The organism is Streptomyces mobaraensis, assembly GCF_020099395.1.
Classification (GTDB): domain Bacteria; phylum Actinomycetota; class Actinomycetes; order Streptomycetales; family Streptomycetaceae; genus Streptomyces.
The window spans coordinates 4,304,892-4,325,652 of record NZ_CP083590.1 but is presented as its reverse complement, the minus strand read 5'-3'; the positions used below and the strand labels follow the sequence as shown (position 1 = coordinate 4,325,652).

General features: G+C 74.3%; 11 protein-coding genes and 1 pseudogene. 4 read left to right on the top strand and 8 right to left on the bottom strand.

All coding sequences use genetic code 11. The features are described 5' to 3' along the window. Positions 1-182 precede the first annotated feature (182 nt). From K7I03_RS18970 to K7I03_RS18960, 3 genes are all read right to left on the bottom strand, one after another. Positions 183-3,434, bottom strand: coding sequence for an AfsR/SARP family transcriptional regulator (locus K7I03_RS18970; RefSeq protein WP_185942535.1), 3,252 nt, complete (start codon positions 3,432-3,434; stop codon positions 183-185). A gap of 932 nt (positions 3,435-4,366) precedes the next feature. Then, on the bottom strand, positions 4,367-6,829 hold the full coding sequence (locus K7I03_RS18965) for an outer membrane protein assembly factor BamB family protein (RefSeq protein WP_185942534.1): 2,463 nt from the start codon (positions 6,827-6,829) through the stop codon (positions 4,367-4,369). A 271-nt stretch (positions 6,830-7,100) separates the two neighbouring features. Further along, positions 7,101-7,952 (bottom strand): VOC family protein, encoded by an 852-nt coding sequence (locus K7I03_RS18960; protein ID WP_185942533.1) that lies wholly within the window; start codon positions 7,950-7,952, stop codon positions 7,101-7,103. Positions 7,953-8,392: 440 nt separating this feature from the next. On the opposite strand from K7I03_RS18960, the gene K7I03_RS18955 reads away from it, so the two are divergent. Then, a complete protein-coding gene (locus K7I03_RS18955) occupies positions 8,393-9,040 on the top strand; it encodes a TetR family transcriptional regulator (RefSeq protein WP_185942532.1) in 648 nt (215 codons plus the stop codon). Between the two features lie 110 nt (positions 9,041-9,150). On the opposite strand, the gene K7I03_RS18950 is transcribed toward K7I03_RS18955, so the two are convergent. Together K7I03_RS18950 and K7I03_RS18945 are read right to left on the bottom strand one after the other, a co-directional pair. Beyond that, a complete protein-coding gene (locus K7I03_RS18950; protein WP_185942531.1) occupies positions 9,151-10,335 on the bottom strand; it encodes a hypothetical protein in 1,185 nt (394 codons plus the stop codon). A gap of 489 nt (positions 10,336-10,824) precedes the next feature. Further along, positions 10,825-11,388, bottom strand: coding sequence for an ATP-binding protein (locus K7I03_RS18945; RefSeq protein ID WP_185942530.1), 564 nt, complete (start codon positions 11,386-11,388; stop codon positions 10,825-10,827). A 305-nt stretch (positions 11,389-11,693) separates the two neighbouring features. Here K7I03_RS18945 and K7I03_RS18940 point away from each other — a divergent pair, with 305 nt between their 5' ends. Then, entirely contained in the window at positions 11,694-11,978 is a 285-nt protein-coding gene (locus K7I03_RS18940) for a hypothetical protein (protein ID WP_185942529.1), read from the top strand. Here K7I03_RS18940 and K7I03_RS18935 read toward each other — a convergent pair. Beyond that, positions 11,969-14,428 carry a protein kinase gene (locus K7I03_RS18935; RefSeq protein WP_185942528.1) on the bottom strand — a complete coding sequence of 820 codons (2,460 nt, stop codon included), beginning with the start codon at positions 14,426-14,428 and terminating at the stop codon, positions 11,969-11,971. The genes K7I03_RS18940 and K7I03_RS18935 overlap by 10 nt on opposite strands. Before the next feature lie 828 nt (positions 14,429-15,256). Then, positions 15,257-16,151: pseudogene (locus K7I03_RS18930) on the bottom strand (serine/threonine-protein kinase); the annotation flags it as partial. Between the two features lie 114 nt (positions 16,152-16,265). Here K7I03_RS18930 and K7I03_RS18925 point away from each other — a divergent pair. Then, positions 16,266-17,402 carry a serine hydrolase domain-containing protein gene (locus tag K7I03_RS18925; RefSeq protein WP_185942526.1) on the top strand — a complete coding sequence of 379 codons (1,137 nt, stop codon included), beginning with the start codon at positions 16,266-16,268 and terminating at the stop codon, positions 17,400-17,402. Positions 17,403-17,415: 13 nt separating this feature from the next. On the opposite strand, the gene K7I03_RS18920 is transcribed toward K7I03_RS18925, so the two are convergent. Then, positions 17,416-19,125 carry a glycerol-3-phosphate dehydrogenase/oxidase gene (locus tag K7I03_RS18920; RefSeq protein WP_185942525.1) on the bottom strand — a complete coding sequence of 570 codons (1,710 nt, stop codon included), beginning with the start codon at positions 19,123-19,125 and terminating at the stop codon, positions 17,416-17,418. A 355-nt stretch (positions 19,126-19,480) separates the two neighbouring features. On the opposite strand from K7I03_RS18920, the gene K7I03_RS18915 reads away from it, so the two are divergent. Then, a complete protein-coding gene (locus tag K7I03_RS18915; RefSeq protein WP_185942524.1) occupies positions 19,481-20,749 on the top strand; it encodes a nucleotide sugar dehydrogenase in 1,269 nt (422 codons plus the stop codon). Positions 20,750-20,761: the final 12 nt, after the last annotated feature.

Below are 20,761 nucleotides of genomic sequence, written 5' to 3'. Positions count from 1 at the left end.
ACGTTCTCATGGTGGGCCACGCCCCGTTCCCGGCCCGTCAGGGCCTCCGCCCGCCGAGCCGCGGGCGCGCGGACGGCGCCAAGGTGGCCGGCCGCGCGGATGCCGCCGCCCACGGCGGTCGGCTGCGGAAGGAGCCCCTCCGCACCGGCGCCGCGCTCGGGGAGCGTCGGGGACCGGACCCGTCACTCCCCCGTACCTGGACGCCCGATCGCATCGTGCAAGCCCTGCAGTTTCCGGTTCGTCACCGATGCCGCCTCGGTACGGCAGGCACGCGCCCGGTCGAAGTGCCCCACCTGTTCCAGGGCGTCGGCCAGGAGGAAAAGCAGTTCCCCTTCGACGCGGTCCGCACCCAGGGACCGCACCAGAGACAGCGCCGGTTCGGCGTGGCGCATGGCCTGAGCGGGCGACCCGTCGGCGAGGTGGACCTGGGCGAGCCGCCAGTGGGCCCATGCCTGCCAGCGTATTTGCCGGCAGTCCCGGAATATCTCCAGAGCATGGGTGAAGTCCCGGGCCGCCGCCCGGTACCGGCCGAGTCCCGCCAGGGCACGGCCGCGCGTGTAAAGGCTGTTCGCCCGGCGCCACGAGGAGCTTCCCGGCTCGCTGTGAATGGCCAGGGCTTGCTCGGCGAGATTCAGCGCGCGGGCGTCGTCTCCGCCTTTCGCATACGTCATCGCGAGATTGTTGAGCGCGCTCGCCTCACCGGGGCGGTCCCCTTGCTCCCGGAACGCCTTCAGGGCCGCCGTGAACCATCGCGTGGATTCGTCCAGGGCGCCTTGGTAATTGCTGATGATGCCCCGCACGTTCGCCCCATGGGACCGGGTCAGCATGTCGTTCTGCGGGAGGGACGATTCGAGGTACCGGTCGGCGTGTTCCACCGCCGCGACAAGGTCCCCCGCGACGGACAGATGGAGCGCCAGCGCCAGGCGCACCCGCCCCTCGGCGAAAGCGTCCTGCTCTTTCAGGGCGGCCTTGAGGACCGCCATGGCCGCTTCCAGGTAAGCACGCTGCCCGGGCCCGGATCCGGAGATGTCCCGAGCCGTGTACAGCAGGTCGGCCGCTCTTCGCAGAGTGGATCCCCGGGCCACCGACCGTACGCACGCCAGGATGCAGTCCGTCTCCGTGACGAGCCATTCGGCCGCGGCCGTCAGGTCGGCGGGCGCGGAGTCGGGCACCGGAGCCGGGGCGACATGGTCCGCCAGGCGGTCGCCCGGCCGCCCCAGCAGGTACACGTGCAGGGCCATGCCCTGGTAGAAGTCCAGCAGGCGGGAGCGGGCCGCGGTGCGCTCCGCGGCCGTCTCGTCCTGCTCGGCACGGGTCCGGGCGTACAGCCGTACCAGGTCGTGGAAGTGGAACCGGCCCGTCGTGACGGACACCAGGAGGGACGCGTCCACGAGGGACTCCAGTACGCGTTCCGCGCCGTGTGGCCGCAGTCCCAGTAGGGCCGCGGCCGCGTCGAGGGAGATGTCCGGTCCTTCGGCCAGGGCGAGGAGGCGGAAGGCACGGGCCTGGGCCGGTTCGAGGTGGCCGTATCCCATGCGGAAGGCCGCGGTCACCGTCAGGTTTCCCACGTGCAGTTCGTCCAGCCGGCGGTTTTCGTCGCGCAGGCGGCGGGCGAGGGTGCCGATGTCCCAGCAGGAACGGGCCACCAGCCGTGAGGCGGCGATGCGCAGGGCGAGCGGCAGCCGGCCGCAGGCCGCCACCACCTCTCGCGCGGCGTCGCGCTCCGCCGCCGCCCGCTCCTCGCCGACGATGCGCGCGAAGAGGTCGAACGCCTCGTCATGTGGCATGAGGTCCAGGTCGACGAGGTGCGCGTCCTCCAGGTCGACGAGCCGGGCACGGCTGGTCACGAGCACCGCGCTCTTCTCGGCCCCCGGCAGCAGCGGCCGTACCTGGGCGGCGTCCCGCGCGTTGTCGAGCAGGACCAGGACGCGGCGCCGGGCCAGCAGGGACCGGTAGAGCGCCGCCCTCTCGTCCGTTCCGCCGGGGACGGCCGCGTCGGGCATCCCCAGGGTGCGGAGGAAGGCCCCGAGCACCGTGTGGGGATCCGCCGGCTCGTTCCCGGCGCCGCGGAGGTCGGCGTGCAGCTGCCCGTCGGGAAAGCACTCGCGTACACCCCGCGCGGCGTACAGCGCCAGGGCCGTCTTCCCTACGCCTCCCACGCCGGAGACGGCGCACAAGCCGGGCCCGTCCGCGGTGGTCAGACGTGCTCTGATCTCGGCCGCCACCGACTCCCGGCCGGTGAAGTGCGCGGTGACCGCCGGGAGTTGCTCCGGCTTCACGATGGGTACGACGTCCACGGACCCCCTGGATCCGGCACCGGCCTGCTGGGGACCGGCGGTGAGCAGGCGGCGATGCAGCTCTGCCAGCCTCGGCCCTGGTTCGACGCCCAGTTCCCCGAGGAGGAGGCGCCGGGCGTCGGTGAAGACCGCCAGCGCTTCGCGTCGGCGACCGCTGCGATGGAGGGCGAGCATCAAGAGCTCGCGGAACCGCTCGCGGTAGGGGTGCTCGGCCACGAGGAGCGTCAGTTCGGAGACGGTGTCGGCGCATTGGCCCGACTCGACGTCCAGCTCCAGGCGGGACTCCAGGAGGGTGAGCCTCCACTCCTCCAGCCGTGCGCGCTGCGCCGCGGCGTACGGTCCCGGCACACCCGCCAGCGTCTCGCCGGTCCATAAGGACAGCGCGTCGGCGAACAGTGCGCGCGCCTCGCCCGGTACTCCGGCGTGAAACGCGCGCTGGGCCGCGACGGCCGCCTCCTCGGCGCGGTGGAGGTCGACGAGCCCGCGCCGGACGGGCAGCGAGTAGCCGCCCGAGTCGCTGAGCAGCACCGACCTGCCGCCCAGTGTCTTGCGCAGCCCCGATGCGTGGGTGCGGAGGGCCGCGACGGCGGACGGAGGAGCGTGTGCTCCCCAGAGATCACCGACGAGCTCCGCCGGGGTGGCGCTGCGTCCCTCGCGCAGGAGGAGCGCGGCCAGCAGGGCGCACCGCTGCGGCGGGCCGACGGGCGCCCACTCGGCGCCCCGGCGGTGCCGGACCGGGCCGAGTACCGCCAGCAGGGGTCCGTCGTCCCGACCGGTCCCGCTTCCGGTCCCGGTCCCGCCGGCCGCGGGCTTCGCCGACGAACCGTACGGCACGGCCGCCGTCACCGCGTTGTCGCCTTTCACGGCCGCCGCGTGCAGTGCTCGCGCTCTTCGCCACAGGCGGTCCTTCGCGCGGGCATCGGGCACCACGTCGTCGAGCACCTTCCGCAGGAGCGGAAGCGGAACCGTCCGTGCCCCGGAACGGTATTCGCTCCAGGCCGTCTTGCCGGCCGCGTACCGGGCGGCCAGCTGACGTACCGTCATACCCTCGGTGACGCTCCGCAGCAGTGCGGCGAGTTCGTTGGCTTCCGCGCTCCTTCCCTTCGGACCTTCCTGCGGGCGCCCGGCCTTTGCCACCTTCCGCCTCCCTGGGGGCGACTGTCCTGGGGCACCTCTGCATTGTCCGTCAATCGAGCAGCGTTGACATGCGAACGAGCACATTCGTACTGGCGGACAAACGCCGGTCCGGCGAGAGTCCTGTCCGGCCGTCCACCGGCCGCAGAAAGGAGTTACGCCGTGCGGCATTCCGCAGCACACTTCCCGATCGGCGCCGCGGTCTTCGCCATTCTGCCCACCCTCTGTTCGAGGGCGAGTGGAGGCCGGCGCCGTCGTCTCAGGACGCTGCGCCGGGCCCCCAGGTGGTTATGAACCGCACCGTACTACCGGGCCGTTGTCGTCGCCTTCCCGTATTGGCCGGCGATCCCGGCCTCGTGCGCCGTGAGAAACCGGACGCCGCTCACCGGTCGGCCGAAAACCCCACGTGCTCGTCACCGCCGCTACCGCGTACGGCGTCGCACCGCACGGCATTCGTCGTCATGCCGTTCCACCGCATCATGCTGCCTCCGCTCTTGGTTGCAGGCCGGGCCCATACCGCCCGCATCCGCCCACACTGAAGTCGCCTGTCCGCGCAGGCGCGAGAAGGGGATGTGAAGCGTCGGCCCGGAATCCGAATGGCCAGTACCCCCATCATGAGGGCCACCACTGACATCCGTCTTCTCTATTACGCCGAGCCGGAAGGACGCCTATGGAACGAATCCGTCACGGCACACGGTTTCACGGGGCATAACGATGGAGCCCCCGGAGAACACCGGTACCGGGACGGCGCGCCGGCATCACGCCCGGTTCACGCGGGCGGCACTCGGCACGCCACCACTTCCCCGTGGCCTGCCGGGCGCCGGAGTGCGGCGGGACCGCCGCCGGCCGACGTGGCACCGCAGTGAGCCGACGGCGGGTGGGGCGGCCCCTACGGAGGAGGCGACCCCACCCGCCGGAAACAGGACGGCAGCGCCTTACCGCCGCGCCTGCCCCGTCCCCTTCGCCGCGTCCAGGGCGTAGACGCAGCGGTCCTTGCTGCAGGCGTAGACCACGCCGCCCGAGGCCAGGGGGGTGCCCGTGATCTCTCCTCCCGTGGCGAGCTTCCAGCGGAGTTGGCCGCCGGTGGCGTCGAGGGCGTAGAGGCAGTGGTCGGCGGAGCCGAAGTGGACGCGGCCGTCGGCCACGACGGGGGAGCCGACGATGTCGCCGCCGGCGGCGAAGCGCCAGCGGGGGGTGCCGGTGACGGCGTCGAGGGTGTAGAGGGCCCCGCCGCTGCCGAGGTGGACGAGGCCGTTGGAGACGAGGACGGGCTCGCTGGACTGGCGGGCCTCGGTGGCGATGCGCCAGCGTTCCTGGCCGCCGGCGGCGTCGAGGGCGTAGACGGTGCCGAGGTAGTCGGCCGCGTAGACGCCGCCGTTGCCGACGGCGGGCGGGCTGAGGAAGACCGCGGGGGCCTCGAAGCGCCAGCGGACGTCGCCGCGGGCGGTGTCGATGGCGAGCAGGCGGGTGCCGGCGGCGACGTAGACGACGCCGTCGGGGGCGGCGTGCAGCCGGACGGGGACGCCGCCGCAGGAGCCGGTGTCGCCGACGGGGTAGCTCCAGCGCTCGGTGCCGGAGCGGGCGTCGAGGGCGCGCAGGCGGGCGTCGGACCAGAGGAAGACCGTGCCGTCCTGGACGACCGGGCCGCAGTCGGGGGTCTCGAAGTCGGTCTGGAGGCCGGAGGTCTCCCAGAGGAGTTCGCCGGTGGCCGCCTCCCACGCCTGGGCGCCGCCGCCGCGGGTGCCGGTGACGACCGTGCCGCGGTCGACGCCGAGCGAGTACACCCAGCCGTCGGTGGACAGCCGCCAGCGCTCGCCGCCGTCGGCGGCGTCGAGGGCGTAGAGCGTCGGGCCGTCGGAGGCGTGTATGCGGCCGTCGGCGACGGCCATCGCCCAGGCGACGTCGCGCGTCTTGAACTGCCGCCGCCCGCTGGCCACATCGAGCGCGTGCACCTCGAAGGAGGTGACGTACACCAGGTCGCCGGCGACGACGGGCGTGCCCCAGACGTCGTTGGACATCCGGAACCGCCACGGCCGCCAACGGGCCGGGTCCACCGTCGCGTTGGGGACCGGGTCGGCCGCCGCGGGGGCCGCGGTGCCGCCGGGCGGGCGGACCCAGCCGGTGGCGGTGCCGGCGGCCGAGGGCGCGTACGGCTCGCGGGCGTCGGCGACGCGCGGGCCGGGGCCGATCGGCAGCTGCGCGCCGGAGAGCCGTACCGAGCCGTCGTCGGCGTAGGCGGGCGCGGGCGCGGCGGCGTGCCGGCCCTGCGCCGGGGCCGGGAGGGGCGCGGACACGGGGGCGGAGGCCACGGCCGACGCGCCGCGCGGGTCGGGCGCGCCCGCGGGCCGGCCGTGGTGCGGGCCCGTCGCCCGGGCGTCGCTCCAGCTCGGCGGCTGGGCGGCGCGGGAGGGGTCGTACGGGGGCTCGGCCGGGGGCCGCGCCGGGGGCGGCGGGACGGCGGAACGGCCGGAGCGGCCCCGCGCGGGGGCCGCGGCGGGCCGCTGCCCGGCCCGGCGCCGCTCGATGAGCGAGACGGCGTCGGGCGGCAGCCAGGCGGACGCCGTGCCGCTGTCGTCGCCCCCGCCGGACGCGAAGAGGTGCGGGCCGAGCTGGGCCTGGAGGTCGGCCGGGCTGGGCCGGTGCTCGGCCGCCATCTGCATGCAGGAGTCGATGAGCGGGCGCAGCTCGTCGGGCAGGCCGGAGAGGTCCGGGCCCTCGCGCAGCAGCATGAAGACCGTCTCGACCGGGTTGGCGCCGTGGAAGGGCGCGTGGCCGGTGGCGGCGAAGACGAGGGTGGAGCCGAGCGAGAAGACGTCGCTGGCGCCGGTGACGCTGCGGGAGTCCCTGGCCTGCTCGGGGGACATGTACGCGGGCGTGCCGACGGCCACGTTGGTCATGGTCAGCCGGGTGTTGGAGACGCCGGAGGCGATGCCGAAGTCGATGACGCGCGGCCCGTCCTCGACCACCAGCACGTTCGACGGCTTGAGGTCGCGGTGGACGAGCCCGGCGCCGTGGATCGACTGGAGCGCCTCGGCGATGCCGGCCGCCAGCCAGCGCACCGCCTGGGCCGGGAGCGGCCCGCACTCGTTGATGATCTCTTCGAGGGAGGGCGCGGGGACGTACGCGGTGGCCAGCCAGGGCACGGCGGCCCGCGGGTCGGCGTCCACGACGGCGGCCGTGTAGAAGCCGCTGACCGCCCGGGCCGCTTCCACCTCACGGGTGAAGCGGACGCGGAAGAGCTGGTCCTCGGCCAGTTCCGTACGGACCGTCTTGATCGCGACCCGTCGGCCCGACGCCGAGCGGGCGAGATAGACCAGTCCCATGCCGCCGGCGCCGAGCCGGCCGAGCACCTCGAACGGGCCGATCCGTCTCGGGTCGTGCTGTGTGAGCTGCTCCAACTGGCCTGCCACCTCCCCGTGGGGGCTCGAAAGGATTGTTCCGGCCCCGTGCAGCGTCTCACCGCGAATTATCCCGGGGTACGCCCCCTGATTCTCCCTGGCCCGGGCGGTGGTTGCGAACCCGGGTCGTGCTTCGGCGTGTCCATGCCGAAAGCGGAAGTTCCGCCCCCGCGCGGGTGGCCTTTCCCAGCCGTCACAGGGGGCTGTTCCGCCTCTCCGCGCACAGGAGCACCAAGCGTTCAGGGCGGCTTACCGGCGGGCGGCGCGCCCCTCAGCCCTCCCCCGGCCGCGCCGGATCGACGACCGCGAAATCCGCCCCCTGATCGTCGGTCAGCACCGCGAACCGCCCGTACGCCGAGTCCCGCGCCTCGCGCCGGATCCGGCCGCCCAGCCGCCGCGCCGCGCGGCACGCCTCGTCGCAGTCGGCGACGACGAAGTAGACGAGGAAGTGGGCGGGCATCGCCGCCGGGAAGGACGCCTCGTCCATGACGGCCCGCCCGCCGACCGCGTGCTCCGGCGCCAGCGGCTCCCCGGCGGGCGTCCAGACGGCGTAGTCGAACCCCGCAGCCTCACCCGCATCCCCCGGCTCCCCCGGCTCACCTGACTCCCCCGACTCCCCCAGGTCGTGCGCCGTGAGCCCGAAGACCCGTTCGTAGAAGGCGTCGACGGCCGCCGGCTCGCGCGTGTACACCTCCGCCCAGCCGTAGGCCCCGGGGGTGCCGCGCTTGCCGAACCCCCGGTGGGCGGCGGCCTGCCAGACGCCGAACACGGCCCCGCCCGGGTCCGCGGCGAGCAGCAGCGTGCCGTACGGGCCCGCCTGGGCCGGTCCGGTGACGACCTGTCCGCCCTCCGCCCGGATCCGCTCGGCGGTGGCCTCGGCGTCGGGCGAGGAGAAGTAGACGCACCAGGCCGTGGGCATCCGCCCGTCCGGCTTGGGCGCGAGGGCCGCGACCTCCGCGCCCTCGTGCAGGGCCCGCGCGTACGGCCCCGCCTCCGGGTCGCCCTCCTCGAAGGTCCAGCCGAAGAGCCCGCCGTAGAAGCGCTTGCCCGCCTCGACGTCGGGCAGGGTCACGTCCGCCCAGCACGGCGTGGTCCGCGGGGCTCCGTCCGTCGCTGCGCCCATGGCGCCCGCTCCCTTCCCTCCGCACCGCACCGGTCCGCCCGCGCGGGCCGGATGGCCGGGCGGGGTGTCGCACCGGCCACGGTAGCGACGGACGCCCGGTCCCGCGCGGCCGCCGACGGAGCCCGTACCGCGTTCCCCCCGCCGCCCCCCGTACGGACCAGCGGGGCCCCGGCGAGCCACCGGACGGGCCCGTACGGCCCCGGAACCGGACCTCGGCACCCCCCGTCCCGACCTCCCGCGCGGCCCCCGCCGCACCGGGCCGGGCGGTCGGATCCACGACTTGTCGATAAGACAATTCACCGGTACGGGCCAATCCCCGACCACCCGGAAATTGGCCCTCCGAAACGCCTCTGACCTGCTTATCCACCCCTATTCACACCCCCGCCCCCATTTGCATGCGACCGAATCGCGCTCCGATCACCCCTCGGTAAGCTGACGGCATGACAGGACAAGTACGCACCGTCGACGGCCGGGTGGCCGGCCGCCGAGGACAGGCGACGCGACAGAAGCTGCTCGACTGCCTCGGGGAAATGCTCAGCTCCTCCCCCTACCGCGACGTCAAGGTCATCGACGTCGCCCGGCGGGCCGGCACCTCGCCCGCGACCTTCTACCAGTACTTCCCGGACGTCGAGGGCGCCGTTCTGGAACTCGCCGAGGAAGTGGCGAAGGAAGGCACGGGCCTCAGGGAACTCGTGGCCGGCCGTTCCTGGGCGGGCAAGGCCGGCCGGCAGGCCGCCGAGGAATTGGTGGACGGATTCCTCGCCTTCTGGCGGCGGAACGACGCGATCCTGCGCGTGATCGACCTGGGCGCGGCCGAGGGGGACAAGCGGTTCGCCAAGATCCGCATGCGGATCCTCAACGCCGTGACCGACTCCCTCACCGAATCCGTGAAGGAGCTCCAGGCCAAGAACAAGGTGGACAAGGACGTCAGCGCCGCCGCCGTGGCCGGCTCGCTGGTCGTGATGCTGGCGGGCGTCGCGTCCCACCAGAAGGGCTTCCAGGGCTGGGGCGTCAAACAGGCCGAACTCAAGCCCAACCTGGCGCTCCTGGTGCACCTGGGCATCACCGGCAAGAAGCCCGCGCGGTAACCGCACGGCGCACACCCGTCCTGTCAGCAACGGCGGCGGGTCACCGGGGCACGGCCAGCCCGCCCGGTGACCCGCCGTTCGCGCGTCCGGGGACCGGCGCGGCCCGGGGCTCAGCCCTTGGACCCGTGCGTCTTCTTCAGCATGTAGCGCTTGCCCGACCCCTGCTTGCCGATCTCGTGGAAGATCCGCGGCTCCTTCGCCGTGCCGCCGACGCTCCAGTTCTTCTCGTACCGCCCACAGGCGTCGATCTTCAGCCCGACGCCCACGACGGCCCCGCTCTCCTTCACCGGGGTCCAGCTGCCGGAGCCCTTGCAGTCCTGGATCCGGTCGTGGCCCATGCCGTCCCAGTCGAACGTGTCGAGCCCGTCGGCGACCGCGCTGCCGTCCTCCTTCAGCCGGACGGTGCCGCCCCGGCCGTCGTTCCAGACGCCGGCGATGTCGGAGCGGTGCAGCTTCGGCGGCTCGTAGACGGTGGCGAGCCCGGTCCCGTACGCGGTCGCGCCGATCGCGCCGACGAGCAGCCAGGCGAGGACGCCGTCCCTGGCCACCCGCCGGGCCACGCTCCCGGGGCGGTCCTCCCGCACCCGGCGGGCGGCGCGGCGCGCCGCGAGGGCGGGCGGCAGCAGGCCGACGGTGAGGGCGCCCCACCAGATCAGGTACTTGAGGGAATGGGCCGGCGCGAGGGCGCCGAGCGCCGCCACGGCACCGAAGACGATCACCAGTGCGGCGGCCACCGCCGGCACCGCGCCGACCGTCCACCACCGGCCCTCGGGCCGGCCGGCGCGCGCGGCGGCGCGGCGGGAGAGTTCCAGCGCGGGCATCACGGCCGCCGCCGTGACGAACCCGCTGAGCAGCACGGTGAGCAGCAGCGCGCCGAGCGCCACGGCGACCGCGAGGGCGGGGGCGGTGGGCAGCCCCTGGTGCTCCCGCGACAGCAGGACGAGGACGCCGACGCTGGCCGCGACGACGACCTCGGCGCAGAGCGCGGCCATCGAGGCGCAGAACGCGGCACCGAAGCCGTCCGGGTGGCGGGGTGCGCGGGCCCGGTCCGACGGGCCCTGCCCCTCCGCGCGGGCCGCGCGGCCGTCGCGGTCCGCCAGGTCCTCGCGATCCGCCCGGCCCTCGTGATCCGTCCGGTCCGACGGGCCCTTCCCCTCCGCAGAGGCCGAGCGGTCCGAGCGGTCCGAGCAGTCCGAGCGATCCCGGTCTCCGGCGCCGTCCGCCCCGGCGGAGTCGTCGGGTGCGGCCGCCGGCGCCTCGTCCGGTATCGCGCCCGGCTCAGCTTGCTGTGTCATATCCGCCCCTCTCTCCAAGAATGATTCCCTCAGAGGCCAAGAGGTTCCCTGGCAAAGGGTCGTTACCGCGAAATGCCCGTTTTGCTCCGAGTGGCGGCCCGAGGGCCCGACCCGGCCCCCGACGGGCACCTCACCCCGAGGCGGCCGGGAAACCGTTCCACCGGGAAGGACCGCATCGGCCCCCATCCGGACGGCAACCGCCCCGAATCTGTGACGCGGTTCACTCCTGGAGGTTTGGATGGACGGATACGGGCCATCCGCGGAGACGAGCCGGCGGCGGCGCCTCGATGCGCACCCCGAGCACGGCACCGCACGCCGCCGCCGCCCAGCTCCGGCGCCTGAGCCCTGTCGTCGCGCCGGACCGCGACCCGTACTCGCCAAGTCGTCCGGGGTCACCTGGGCGTCTCGACGTCCCCTCGCAACGAATCGCTTCATCCAAGGGTGATCAGGTGAACACTTCCCGTCAACACCTGGTCTGGACTTTGCCTCCTACGCCCCATTTGTGAGGGCGTGTTGTGGCTCGAAAGCACCGTTCCAGCGGGGCAGCGCCCGCGCCGGTACGGGACCCCGGTCGATCTCGCACCAGATGCGCTTACCCGAGCCCTCCTGCTGCCAGCCCCAGCGGTCGGCCAGCCCGTCCACCAGCTCCAGGCCCCGGCCGCCCGTCTCGTCACCCCTGGCGCACCGCCGGCGCGGCGGCCGGGCGCTGATGTCCACGACCTCGACGCGGACCGTGCCGGCGCCGCAACCGCCCGCCGCCGCCCCCGCGCCGGCCGAGCCCCCCGTCGCCCCCGCCACCCCAGCGGCCCCCGGTCCCCCCGGAGCCCCCGGAGCCCCCGGAGTCCCCGGAAAGAACATCCGCAGCACGGCCGGACAGCCCGTGTGCACCACCGCGTTGGTCACCAGCTCGGAGATCAGCAGGATCAGCGTCTCGGCCAGCGGCTCGTCGAGCCCTATCCCGGATCCCGCCAGCCGCGACCGCGCCCATCTGCGGGCCCGCCCCACCTCCGCGGGGTCGACCCCGACCTCCATCTGCATTTGAAGCACCTGCACCGCTCACACCATCCGAACCGGCGGACACAACGCCTCGCGTCTCCAGGGGATCACGCACCGTGACTCCCCTCCCGTACAGCATGGTTGACCCACAGTTACCCCAACAACCACTTCAGGGATATTCCGGCGCAAAGGAGTATCTGCGCCACGCGGCGTGCGAAGCACACCGCGCGAACTCGAACACGGGGGAATCGCGACCTCCATGCCGATACGAGCACGGGACATTCCAGGGAGAGTACCCGAGGCGAACCCTACTCCGATGCGTGACGAGTTCCATGGAGAACACAACTCGATATCAACACAGCGTGATCATTCCGAACGCACCACCCGGGCATTTCCCGTTCCCGATTACGGTGTGCATTTCCGTCGCTCAGAATTTCGCCCGAGCGAATTTCCGGACCATTACCACCCGTGTTCGGCCGAAGGGCCTTCCGGGCGGGACGACGCCTTCTGGCGGCCGGATCACCACGAGCCCGTCGTTCGATTTCCCGGAGATCCACACCCGGCACCGCGGACTTCCGGCGACCGCCGCACGAGCCGCACCGGAAATAGGCGCCACAGCACGCACGGTGACGACGCGTCAGCCGTGACCGGCACGGTACGTAGCGGTCGCCTGATCGAAGAAACCGTCCACCGAGCGCTGCCCGTCCATCGGTCCCAGCACCTGGATCACGTGGTAGCGCCCGTCGCGGATGACCGCCGAGTTGCGGACGTACACCTGGCGTCCGCTGCCGTCGTTCCAGTTGAACGTGCCCTCGGCGCCGGCCGTGCGGCCCACGTCCACGCGCCGCAGCCCGGACGAGGCGGACCAGGAGGACGACCGGAAGGCGGCCAGTTCCGGCTCCTTCTCCTGCTGGTACGCCATCGGATCGGCCCCGAACTCGGACACCTTGTCCCGGCCCGGCACCACGATGAGCTCGAAGTCCCCGTCCGCGTAGACGACCTGGCCACGGTCGTTGTCGCCCCGGCGCTGCCACTCCCGGGCCACGGCGACGGTGAACCCCTTGGGGTCGCGGCGCAGCGTGAAGCCCTTGGCCGCGCCGCCGGTTTCGGCGGTCGGCCCCTCCTCCCGAGGCACGTCCGAGCGGCCGGCCGTGCCGCCCGCACCAGGCGCCGCGCTCAGCGCGTCGGCCGTCCGCCGCGTCCCCTGCCCGGCGCCCGCGCTCTCCGAGGCGCGTGGCATGAACAGCAGCGCGTAGAGCACCGCGCCGACGAGCAGCAGCAGGACGGCGCCCAACAGGAGCCGGCCGAGCCGGTGGGCGGGCGGGGCCGCGTAGACGTGCTGCTCCTGGAGGTGTCCGGTGGCGGCGGCGACGCCCGGCACCTGTGGTCTGCCGCGGTCGGCCCGCTTGTGCCGGCCGTGCGCCGGGGGCGCGGCGGCGGCCCCACGTCCCCGGCGGCGGCGCACGAGTTCGCCGCGGCGGCGGACGATCGGCAGCCGGGCGCCGCCCTTGGCGGCCGGCGCCGCCGCCGGGTCGCCGGGCACGGGCGGCGGCACGGTGACCGTACGGCTGCCGACGTCCGGCTCGGGGGCGGACCGGATCAGGGACCGCAGCCAGCCGCGCAGTTCCTCGAAGTCCGGCCGCTCCTCGGGGTCCTTGCGCATCAGCGACTCGACGACCGGGCGCAGGGCGCCGCACTCCTCGGCGTAGGCCGGGGGTTCGGAGCAGACGATCCGGACGAGCTCGGCGGCGCTCTCCTCGGGGTACGGCGCGTGGCCCTGCACCGCGCGGAACAGCAGGGCGCCCAGCGCCCAGAGGTCGGCGGCCGGACCGACGGGCGGGGCCAACTGCCAGTCCTCGCGCACCGGCCACGCCTGTTCGGGCGCCCAGCGCTCGGTGACCGGCCCCACCACGAGCATCCGCGCCTGCCGGGCCCGCTCGGCGGCGAGCGCCCCGGCGGAGCCGGCCGTCTTCCCCCACGAGGAACACGAGGAAGGGGCCGCGGCTTCGGCGGACGGCGAGGTTCCGCCCGCTTCTCCGGTACGCGCGGCGGGTCCCGGCACCGCGCCGCCCACCAGCGCGTCGGCGCTCCAGGGCGCGGCGGTGCCGGGGGCCGGGGCGGTGCCGCTGGCGGCGCTGCCGCCGCCCCAGGTGGAGGCGCTCGTCGGGGGGCGGCCGGCGCGGGCGGCGGCGAGGGTGCCGGCCCGGTACGCGGCGATGGCGTCGGCGCGCGGCCCGCGCCGGGCGCCGTGCGGGACGGGCCGCCCGTCACCGGGGAGCCCACCGCCGGGGGACCCGCCACCGGAGGGCCCGCCCCCCGGGGATCCGCCGCCGGGACCCGTACCGCCGGCCCCCGGTCCCGTACCGCCCGTCCCCGCACCGCCTGTTCCGGCACCGCCCGTCCCCGTACCGCCCGCGCCCGCCCCGGCGCCCGCGTTCTCGCCCGCGCCCGCACCCGCGCCCGGCTGCCCGTCCCGCCCCGCGGCCCCCGCCGGCACCGGGTCGTAACCGCAGAGCGCCTCCTCCGCCGCGCCGGCCGCCAGACCGGTCAGGACGGCCCGGCCGTCCTCGCAGATGAGGACCGTGCGGGTGGTGATGTTCCGGTGGGTCCAGCCCTGGGCGTGCAGGGCGCGGAGGGCCGTGAGTACGTCGGCGGCGACCTCGGCCGCCCGGTGCGGGGAGAGGGTGCGCTCCGCGAGCACCGCGGCGAGCGGGCGGGCGGGGACCAGTTCGCTGACGATCCAGAGGCTGCCCGCTTCGGCGAAGACGTGGAAGACCTGGTCGAGGCGGGGGTGGTCGGGGATCCGCGCGGCGGCCGTCGCGGCGTCCAGCGCGCGGCGCACCGCCGGGTCCGAGGCCCCGGCGACCGTCCGTCCCGGCTGCCGGCCCGTCCCGCCCGCGCGGCCGGGCGCGGGCGGGACGGGCCCGCCCTCGACGAGCTCCGCGTCGACCACCTCCGGCAGCGGGATCTGCCGGACCAGCACCTCCTGGCCGCTGTACGTGTCGAACGCGCGCGTCTCGACCAGCTCGAACGCGTCGGACGGCGGCAGCGGAAGGCGGTACCGGTCGGCGAGCACCCGGCCCGCATAGTCGTCCACGACGCCTCCCCAAAGCGCGCGATCCCTGCACCCGACGCCCGACCCGGCCGCCGCCGACGGGCACTTGGCGGTGCCGCACGGCTGCGTTCCGTCCCCGGCCCTTCACGATACGTGCCGAACACGCCACGGCGGGCGCGTACCGCTCAGATCGTCGGACCTGATGAACCCCACCGAACACGGGCCCCTCACCCGGCCGTTCGGTCTCCGTACACAACACCGGTCACCGGTCCGGACCTTCCCGCCCCGAACCCCGCGTTGTCCGAGGACGACGCCTACGGGCAACGGCTACGGGCGACGGCTACGGGCGACGGCTACGGACAAAGACGGTGGACCCGCCGGAAGCGGGACGCCGGTCTCGCTACTTCTGGACGACGAGGGCGATGACCGTCCCGATGACCGCCAGGACGACCACCGCCACCACCAGGAGCAGCACACGCTTCTGCACCGGAGGGCGCATCCGCACCAGCGTCTCGGTGTAGCCGCCGCCCATCGGTTCCGGCTCGGTGCGTGCCGTGGCCGCGGAGCCGGAGAGGGGCGCGTCGCGCAGCGGCCGGAAGGCGCTGCCGGACGTCTCGCCGCTCCCCTGGGCCCCCGCAGACCCTCTGGAACCTCTGGAACCCGCCGCACCCGCGGCACCAGGGGCCCCGAAGCCCCCGCCGGGCCGCTCGGAGGACGCCGAGGCGGCGACGGGCTTCCGCGCCGCCTTCCCGGACGCGGGCCGCTCGGGCCGCGCCGTCCGCTCGGTCCGCTCGCCACCGGCGGTACCACCGGAACCACCGGCCCGGTCGGTGCCCCGAGCGGCGGCGGACCCGGCGAGTCCCTTGGGCACGGCGATGGCCTGCGTGGCGTCCGTGGCGGGCGTCCGGGCGGGCAGCCGCTCGTCGGGCGCGTTGACGGCCTCCGTCAGCAGCGCCCGCGCGCCGGCCTCGTCCAGCCGCTTCTGCGGGTCCTTGGCGAGCAGCCCGTACATGACACCCTCCAGCGGGCCCGCGTTCTTCGGCGGGCCCAGCGGCTCGGTCATGACGGCGGTCAGGGTGGCGATGGCCGACCCCTTGTCGTACGGCGGGGCGCCCTCGACGGCCGCGTAGAGCAGTCCGCCCAGCGACCACAGGTCGGCCGGCGGACCGGGCTTCTGGCCGCGCGCCCGCTCCGGGGATATGTACGAGGGGGCGCCGACGAGCATGCCCGTCGAGGTGACCGAGGGGTCGCCCTCGACCTGGGCGATGCCGAAGTCGGTGAGGACGACGCGGCCGTCGTCGGCGATGAGCACGTTGGACGGCTTCACGTCGCGGTGCAGGATGCCCTGGAGGTGCGCCGCGCGCAGCACGTCGAGGACGGCGAGGCCGACCTCGGCGGCACGCCGCCACTTCAGCGGCCCGTCCTCGCGGATGACGTCGGCGAGCGAGCGGCCCTCGATGAGCTCCATGACGATCCAGGGGCGGTCGTCCTCGTGCACCACGTCGAAGACGGTGACGGCGCCGGCGCTGCGGATCCGGGCGATCGCCTTGGCCTCGCGCAGGGTACGGGTGATGAGGCGGCGCTTCTCGTCCTCGTCGATGTTGGCGGGGAAGCGCAGCTCCTTGACGGCGACGACGCGTCCCAGCGTCTCGTCGGTGGCCCGCCAGACCGTGCCCATGCCACCCCGGCCGAGCACGTCGCCGAGGCGGTAGCGCCCGGCGAGGAGGCGCCCGGTCGTGCCCTGCGTCTGCTCCGCGTCCGACATGCGTCCCCTCTGGCATTCAGCTCTGCGACCAACCGACCCCGGCCGAGGGACCATTGTCTCTCATCCGCCGACCAGAGGAAGGCCAGGGTCCGGGCGACCATGGATGATGAGCGCATGCCGACGCGCAGTGCCTTCTCGCGCCTCACGGCGGCCATGACCGCGCTGTGCTGCACCGTCACGGCCCTGACGACGGCGTGCGATGGCGACCCTGCCCGCTCCCCTGTACAGGACATCGTTGCACGAGGACCGGTTCCCGGCGCCGCCGAGCTGTCACAAGATGCTCACGGTGTCTCCCGGTTCACCACCGCGGGGGTGGCGGACCTGCGCACCGGGCGGCGCATCGGCCGCATGGACCGCTTCCGGGCCGGCAGCATCACCAAGACCGTCGTCGCGACCGTCGTCCTCCAGCTGGCGGCCGAGGGCCGGCTGCGGCTGGACGAACCGGTGGCCGGGCTGCTGCCGCGGCAGGCCGCGGCCTGGCTGTGGAGGACGGAGCGCCCGATGGAAAGCGGACGGAACGTCACGATCCGCCAACTCCTCACCCATACCAGCGGTCTGTACTCCTATACGGACGACGCGGCGCTGCTCCGTTCGTCCTTCGGTACGGGGTTCGCGGGCCACCGTTTCGAGACGCACCCGCCCGAGGCATTGGTACGGACCGCGCTCGGCCACCGCCCGTACGCCCCGCCCGGCACCCGCTACCACTACTCGAACACCGACTACGTCCTCCTCGGTATGGCCATCCGTCAGGTGACGGGCCGTCCCTACGCCGACGAGGTACGCCGCCGCGTCATCCGGCGCCTCGGCCTGACGGGCACCAGCCTCCCCGGCACCCGCGTCACCCTGCCCGAGCCGCACGGCCGCGCCTACTCCCCGACGCCCCGGGGCGGACCGGCGGACGTCACCGACCTCAACCCCTCGGTCGCGGGCGCGGCCGGCGAGCTCGTCTCGACCCTCCCGGACCTCAACCGCTTCTTCGCCGCCCTGCTGAGCGGCGAACTCCTCCCCGCCGGCGCCCTCCGCCTGATGCGTGACACGGGCGCCTCGCGCGGCCGGTACGGCATGGGCCTCTTCCCGGTGCGCCTCCCGTGCGGGGTGACGCTGTGGGGGCACAACGGCGAGATCAACGGCTCGTACGCGGGCACGATGGGGACGGCGGACGGGCGGCACGTCCTCACCTACCGCGCCAACTCGGACGCGGGCGTGGACGCGGCGGCGGAGGAACGGCTGCTGCGCGCGGAGTTCTGCTGACGAGCTCTCCCCTTCATGCCAACGGCTGGATCTCCGGCGCCCCCAGCCGCGCCGCGTCCGCCGTCCGGTCGTCGGGCTGGAGCTGCGACTCCCGCTCCGCCTCCACCCGCTTCTCGTAGTGCGCGATCTCCTTCTCCACCTGCTCCGCGTCCCACCCCAGCACGGGCGCCATCAACCCGGCCGCCTCCCGGGCGCACCGCGTCCCCCGGTCGAAGGTCTCGATGGAGATCCGGGTGCGCCGGGTGAGGACGTCGTCCAGATGCCGGGCACCCTCATGGGAGGCGGCGTAGACGACCTCGGCGCGCAGATAGTCCTCGGCGCCGCCGAGCGGCCGCCCGAGGGACGGGTCGGCGGTCACCAGGTCGAGGACCTCGCCGACCAGCGAGCCGTACCGGTTGAGCAGGTGCTCGACGCGGGCGACGTGCAGACCGGTGCGCCGGGCGAGCTGCGCGCGGCCGTTCCACAGCGCCCGGTAGCCCTCGGCGCCGGCGAGCGGCACGTCCTCGGTGACGCAGTCGGCGACCTTCTGCGTGAGCCCGTGCACCGCCTCGTCCACCGCGTCCTTGGCCATCACCCGGTACGTGGTGTACTTGCCGCCCGCCACGACGACGAGCCCCGGCACCGGATGGGCGACGGTGTGTTCGCGGGAGAGCTTGCTGGTCGCGTCCGACTCCCCGGCCAGCAGCGGGCGCAGGCCGGCGTAGACGCCCTGCACGTCGTCCCGTGTCAGGGGGACGGCGAGCACCGAGTTGACGTGCTCCAGCAGGTAGTCGATGTCGGCGCTGGACGCGGCGGGGTGGGCCTTGTCCAGGTCCCAGTCGGTGTCCGTGGTGCCGATGATCCAGTGGCGTCCCCAGGGGATGACGAAGAGGACGCTCTTCTCGGTGCGCAGGATGAGCCCGGTGGTGGAGTGGATGCGGTCCTTGGGGACGACGAGGTGGATGCCCTTGGACGCCCGGACGTGGAACTGCCCGCGCTCGGCGATGAGCTGCTGGGTGTCGTCCGTCCACACCCCGGTCGCGTTGACGACCTGCCGGGCCCGTACCTCGTACTCGCCGCCCTGCTCCAGGTCGCGCACCCGCGCCCCGACGACCCGTTCGCCCTCGCGCAGGAAGCCCACGACGCGCGCCCGGTTGGCGCAGGCGGCGCCGTACGCGGCGGCGGTGCGCACCAGGGTGGTGACGTAGCGGGCGTCGTCCATCTGGGCGTCGTAGTACTGGAGGGCGCCGACCAGGGCGTCCTTGCGCAGGCAGGGCGCCACGCGCAGGGCGTGCTTCCGGGTGAGGTGCCGGTGGACGGGCAGTCCGCGGCCGTGGCCGGAGGAGACGGACATCGCGTCGTAGAGCGCCACGCCGGAGCCCGCGTAGAGCCGCTCCCAGCCGCGGTGCTGGAGGGGGTAGAGGAACGGCACGGGCTTGACGAGGTGCGGGGCGAGCCGCTGCAGCAGCAGGCCGCGCTCTTTCAGCGCCTCGCGGACGAGGGCGAAGTCGAGCATCTCCAGGTAGCGCAGGCCGCCGTGGATGAGCTTGCTGGACCGGCTGGAGGTGCCGGCGGCCCAGTCCCGGGCCTCGACGAGCCCGGTGGCCAGGCCGCGCGTGGCGGCGTCCAGCGCGGTGCCCGCGCCGACGACGCCGGCGCCGACCACCAGGATGTCGAGTTCCCGTTCCGCCATCCGGGCGAGCGCCTCGCCGCGCTCGGCCGGCCCGAGTGTCGCTGTCCTCACCGCTGCCTCCCGCTGCCGCGTCCGCCGCGTGTGCCGTCCGTCCGCCGGTACCTGCCGGCCACCGCCGGTCCCGCCGGCGTCACCTCCGATGCTGCACCAGATCCGGCGGCCCGGCTGTGCCGGATACCCGCCCGGGCGGAAGTCATCCCGCGCCGCACCGAACCCTCGGGCCGCCTCCCGCCACACCCGTGACACGAATGGCGACGCCTGACGCGACAATGCCCGGAATATGTCGTATATCCCCTTAACCTGATCTACGACATCCGGCTACGTCGTACTTCATCATTCGGGGATCGGTCCGGCGTCCCCGCCCGCAGGACCCCACGGCTCCTCACCGGGAAAGGACCGCTCGCACATGCCCGCAGACCTCGCCGTCATCGGCCTCGGCCACCTCGGCCTTCCGCTCGCCCAGGCCGCCACCGCCGCCTCCCTGGTCACCATCGGCTACGACCCCGACCCGCACACCGTCGCCGAGCTGCGCGCCGGCCGCCCGCCCGCCGAGGACGGCGGTACCCTCACCGCAGCCGAGCTCCGCCGGATGCTCGCCGCCGGCTTCCGCGCCACGACGGAGGACGCCGAGCTCGGCAGGGTCCGCACGGCCGTCATCTGCGCCCCCACCCGGCTCGGCGAGAACCGGGCGCTGGACCTCGGGGCCGTCGAGGACGCCGCCCGCGCCCTGGCCGCCCGGCTCCGGCCGCACACCACCGTCCTCCTGGAGTCCGCGGTCCACCCCGGCGCCACCGAGGACGTCGTCCGCCCCCTGCTGGAAACGGGCTCCGGCCTGTGCGCCGGCCGCGACTTCCACCTCGCCTACTCCCCCGGCCGCGCCGACCCCGGCAACCGGGACCGGGGCGTCGCCCGCGTCCCCAAGGTCGTCGGCGGCCTCACCCCCGCCTGCACCGAGGCCGCCGCCGCCTTCTACGGCCGCTTCTGCGAGAAGATCGTCCGCGCCCGCGGCCCCCGCGAGGCCGAGACGGTCCGCATGTGGGAGACCAACTACCGGCACGTCAACATCGCGTTCGCCAACGAGATGGCCGTCTTCTGCCACGACATCGGCGTCGACCTCTGGGACGTCGTCCGCTGCGCCGAGACCAAACCCTTCGGCTTCCAGGCCTTCCGCCCCGGCCCCGGCGTCGGCGGCCACGGCACCCCCGTCGACCCCAACTACCTCTCCTACCAAGGCCGCAGCCTCGGCTACCCGCTCCGCATGGTCGAACTGGCCCAGGAGGTCAACGGCCGCATGCCGCGCTACATCACCCAGCGCTGCGCCGCCCTCCTCAACGAACACGGCAAGTCCGCCCGCGGCGCCCGCGTCCTCCTCCTCGGCGTCGGCTACAAGGCCGACATCGGCGACCAGGAGGGCTCCCCCGCCCGCGAGATCGCCTGCCGCCTGATGGAACTCGGCGCCCAGATCGGCTTCCACGACCCGTACGTCCCGCAGTGGCGCGTCATGGGACGGCCCGTGCCACGAGTGGACTGCCTGTACGAGGCGGCGGCCGCGGCCGACCTCACCGTGCTCCTCCAGCACCACCGGACGTACGACTTGCAGGGCTTGGCCGTGAAGGCGCAGCTCCTGCTGGACACGCGGGGCGCCAGTCCGGCGGGGGCGGCGTACCGGCTGTGAGGTGCCCCGGTC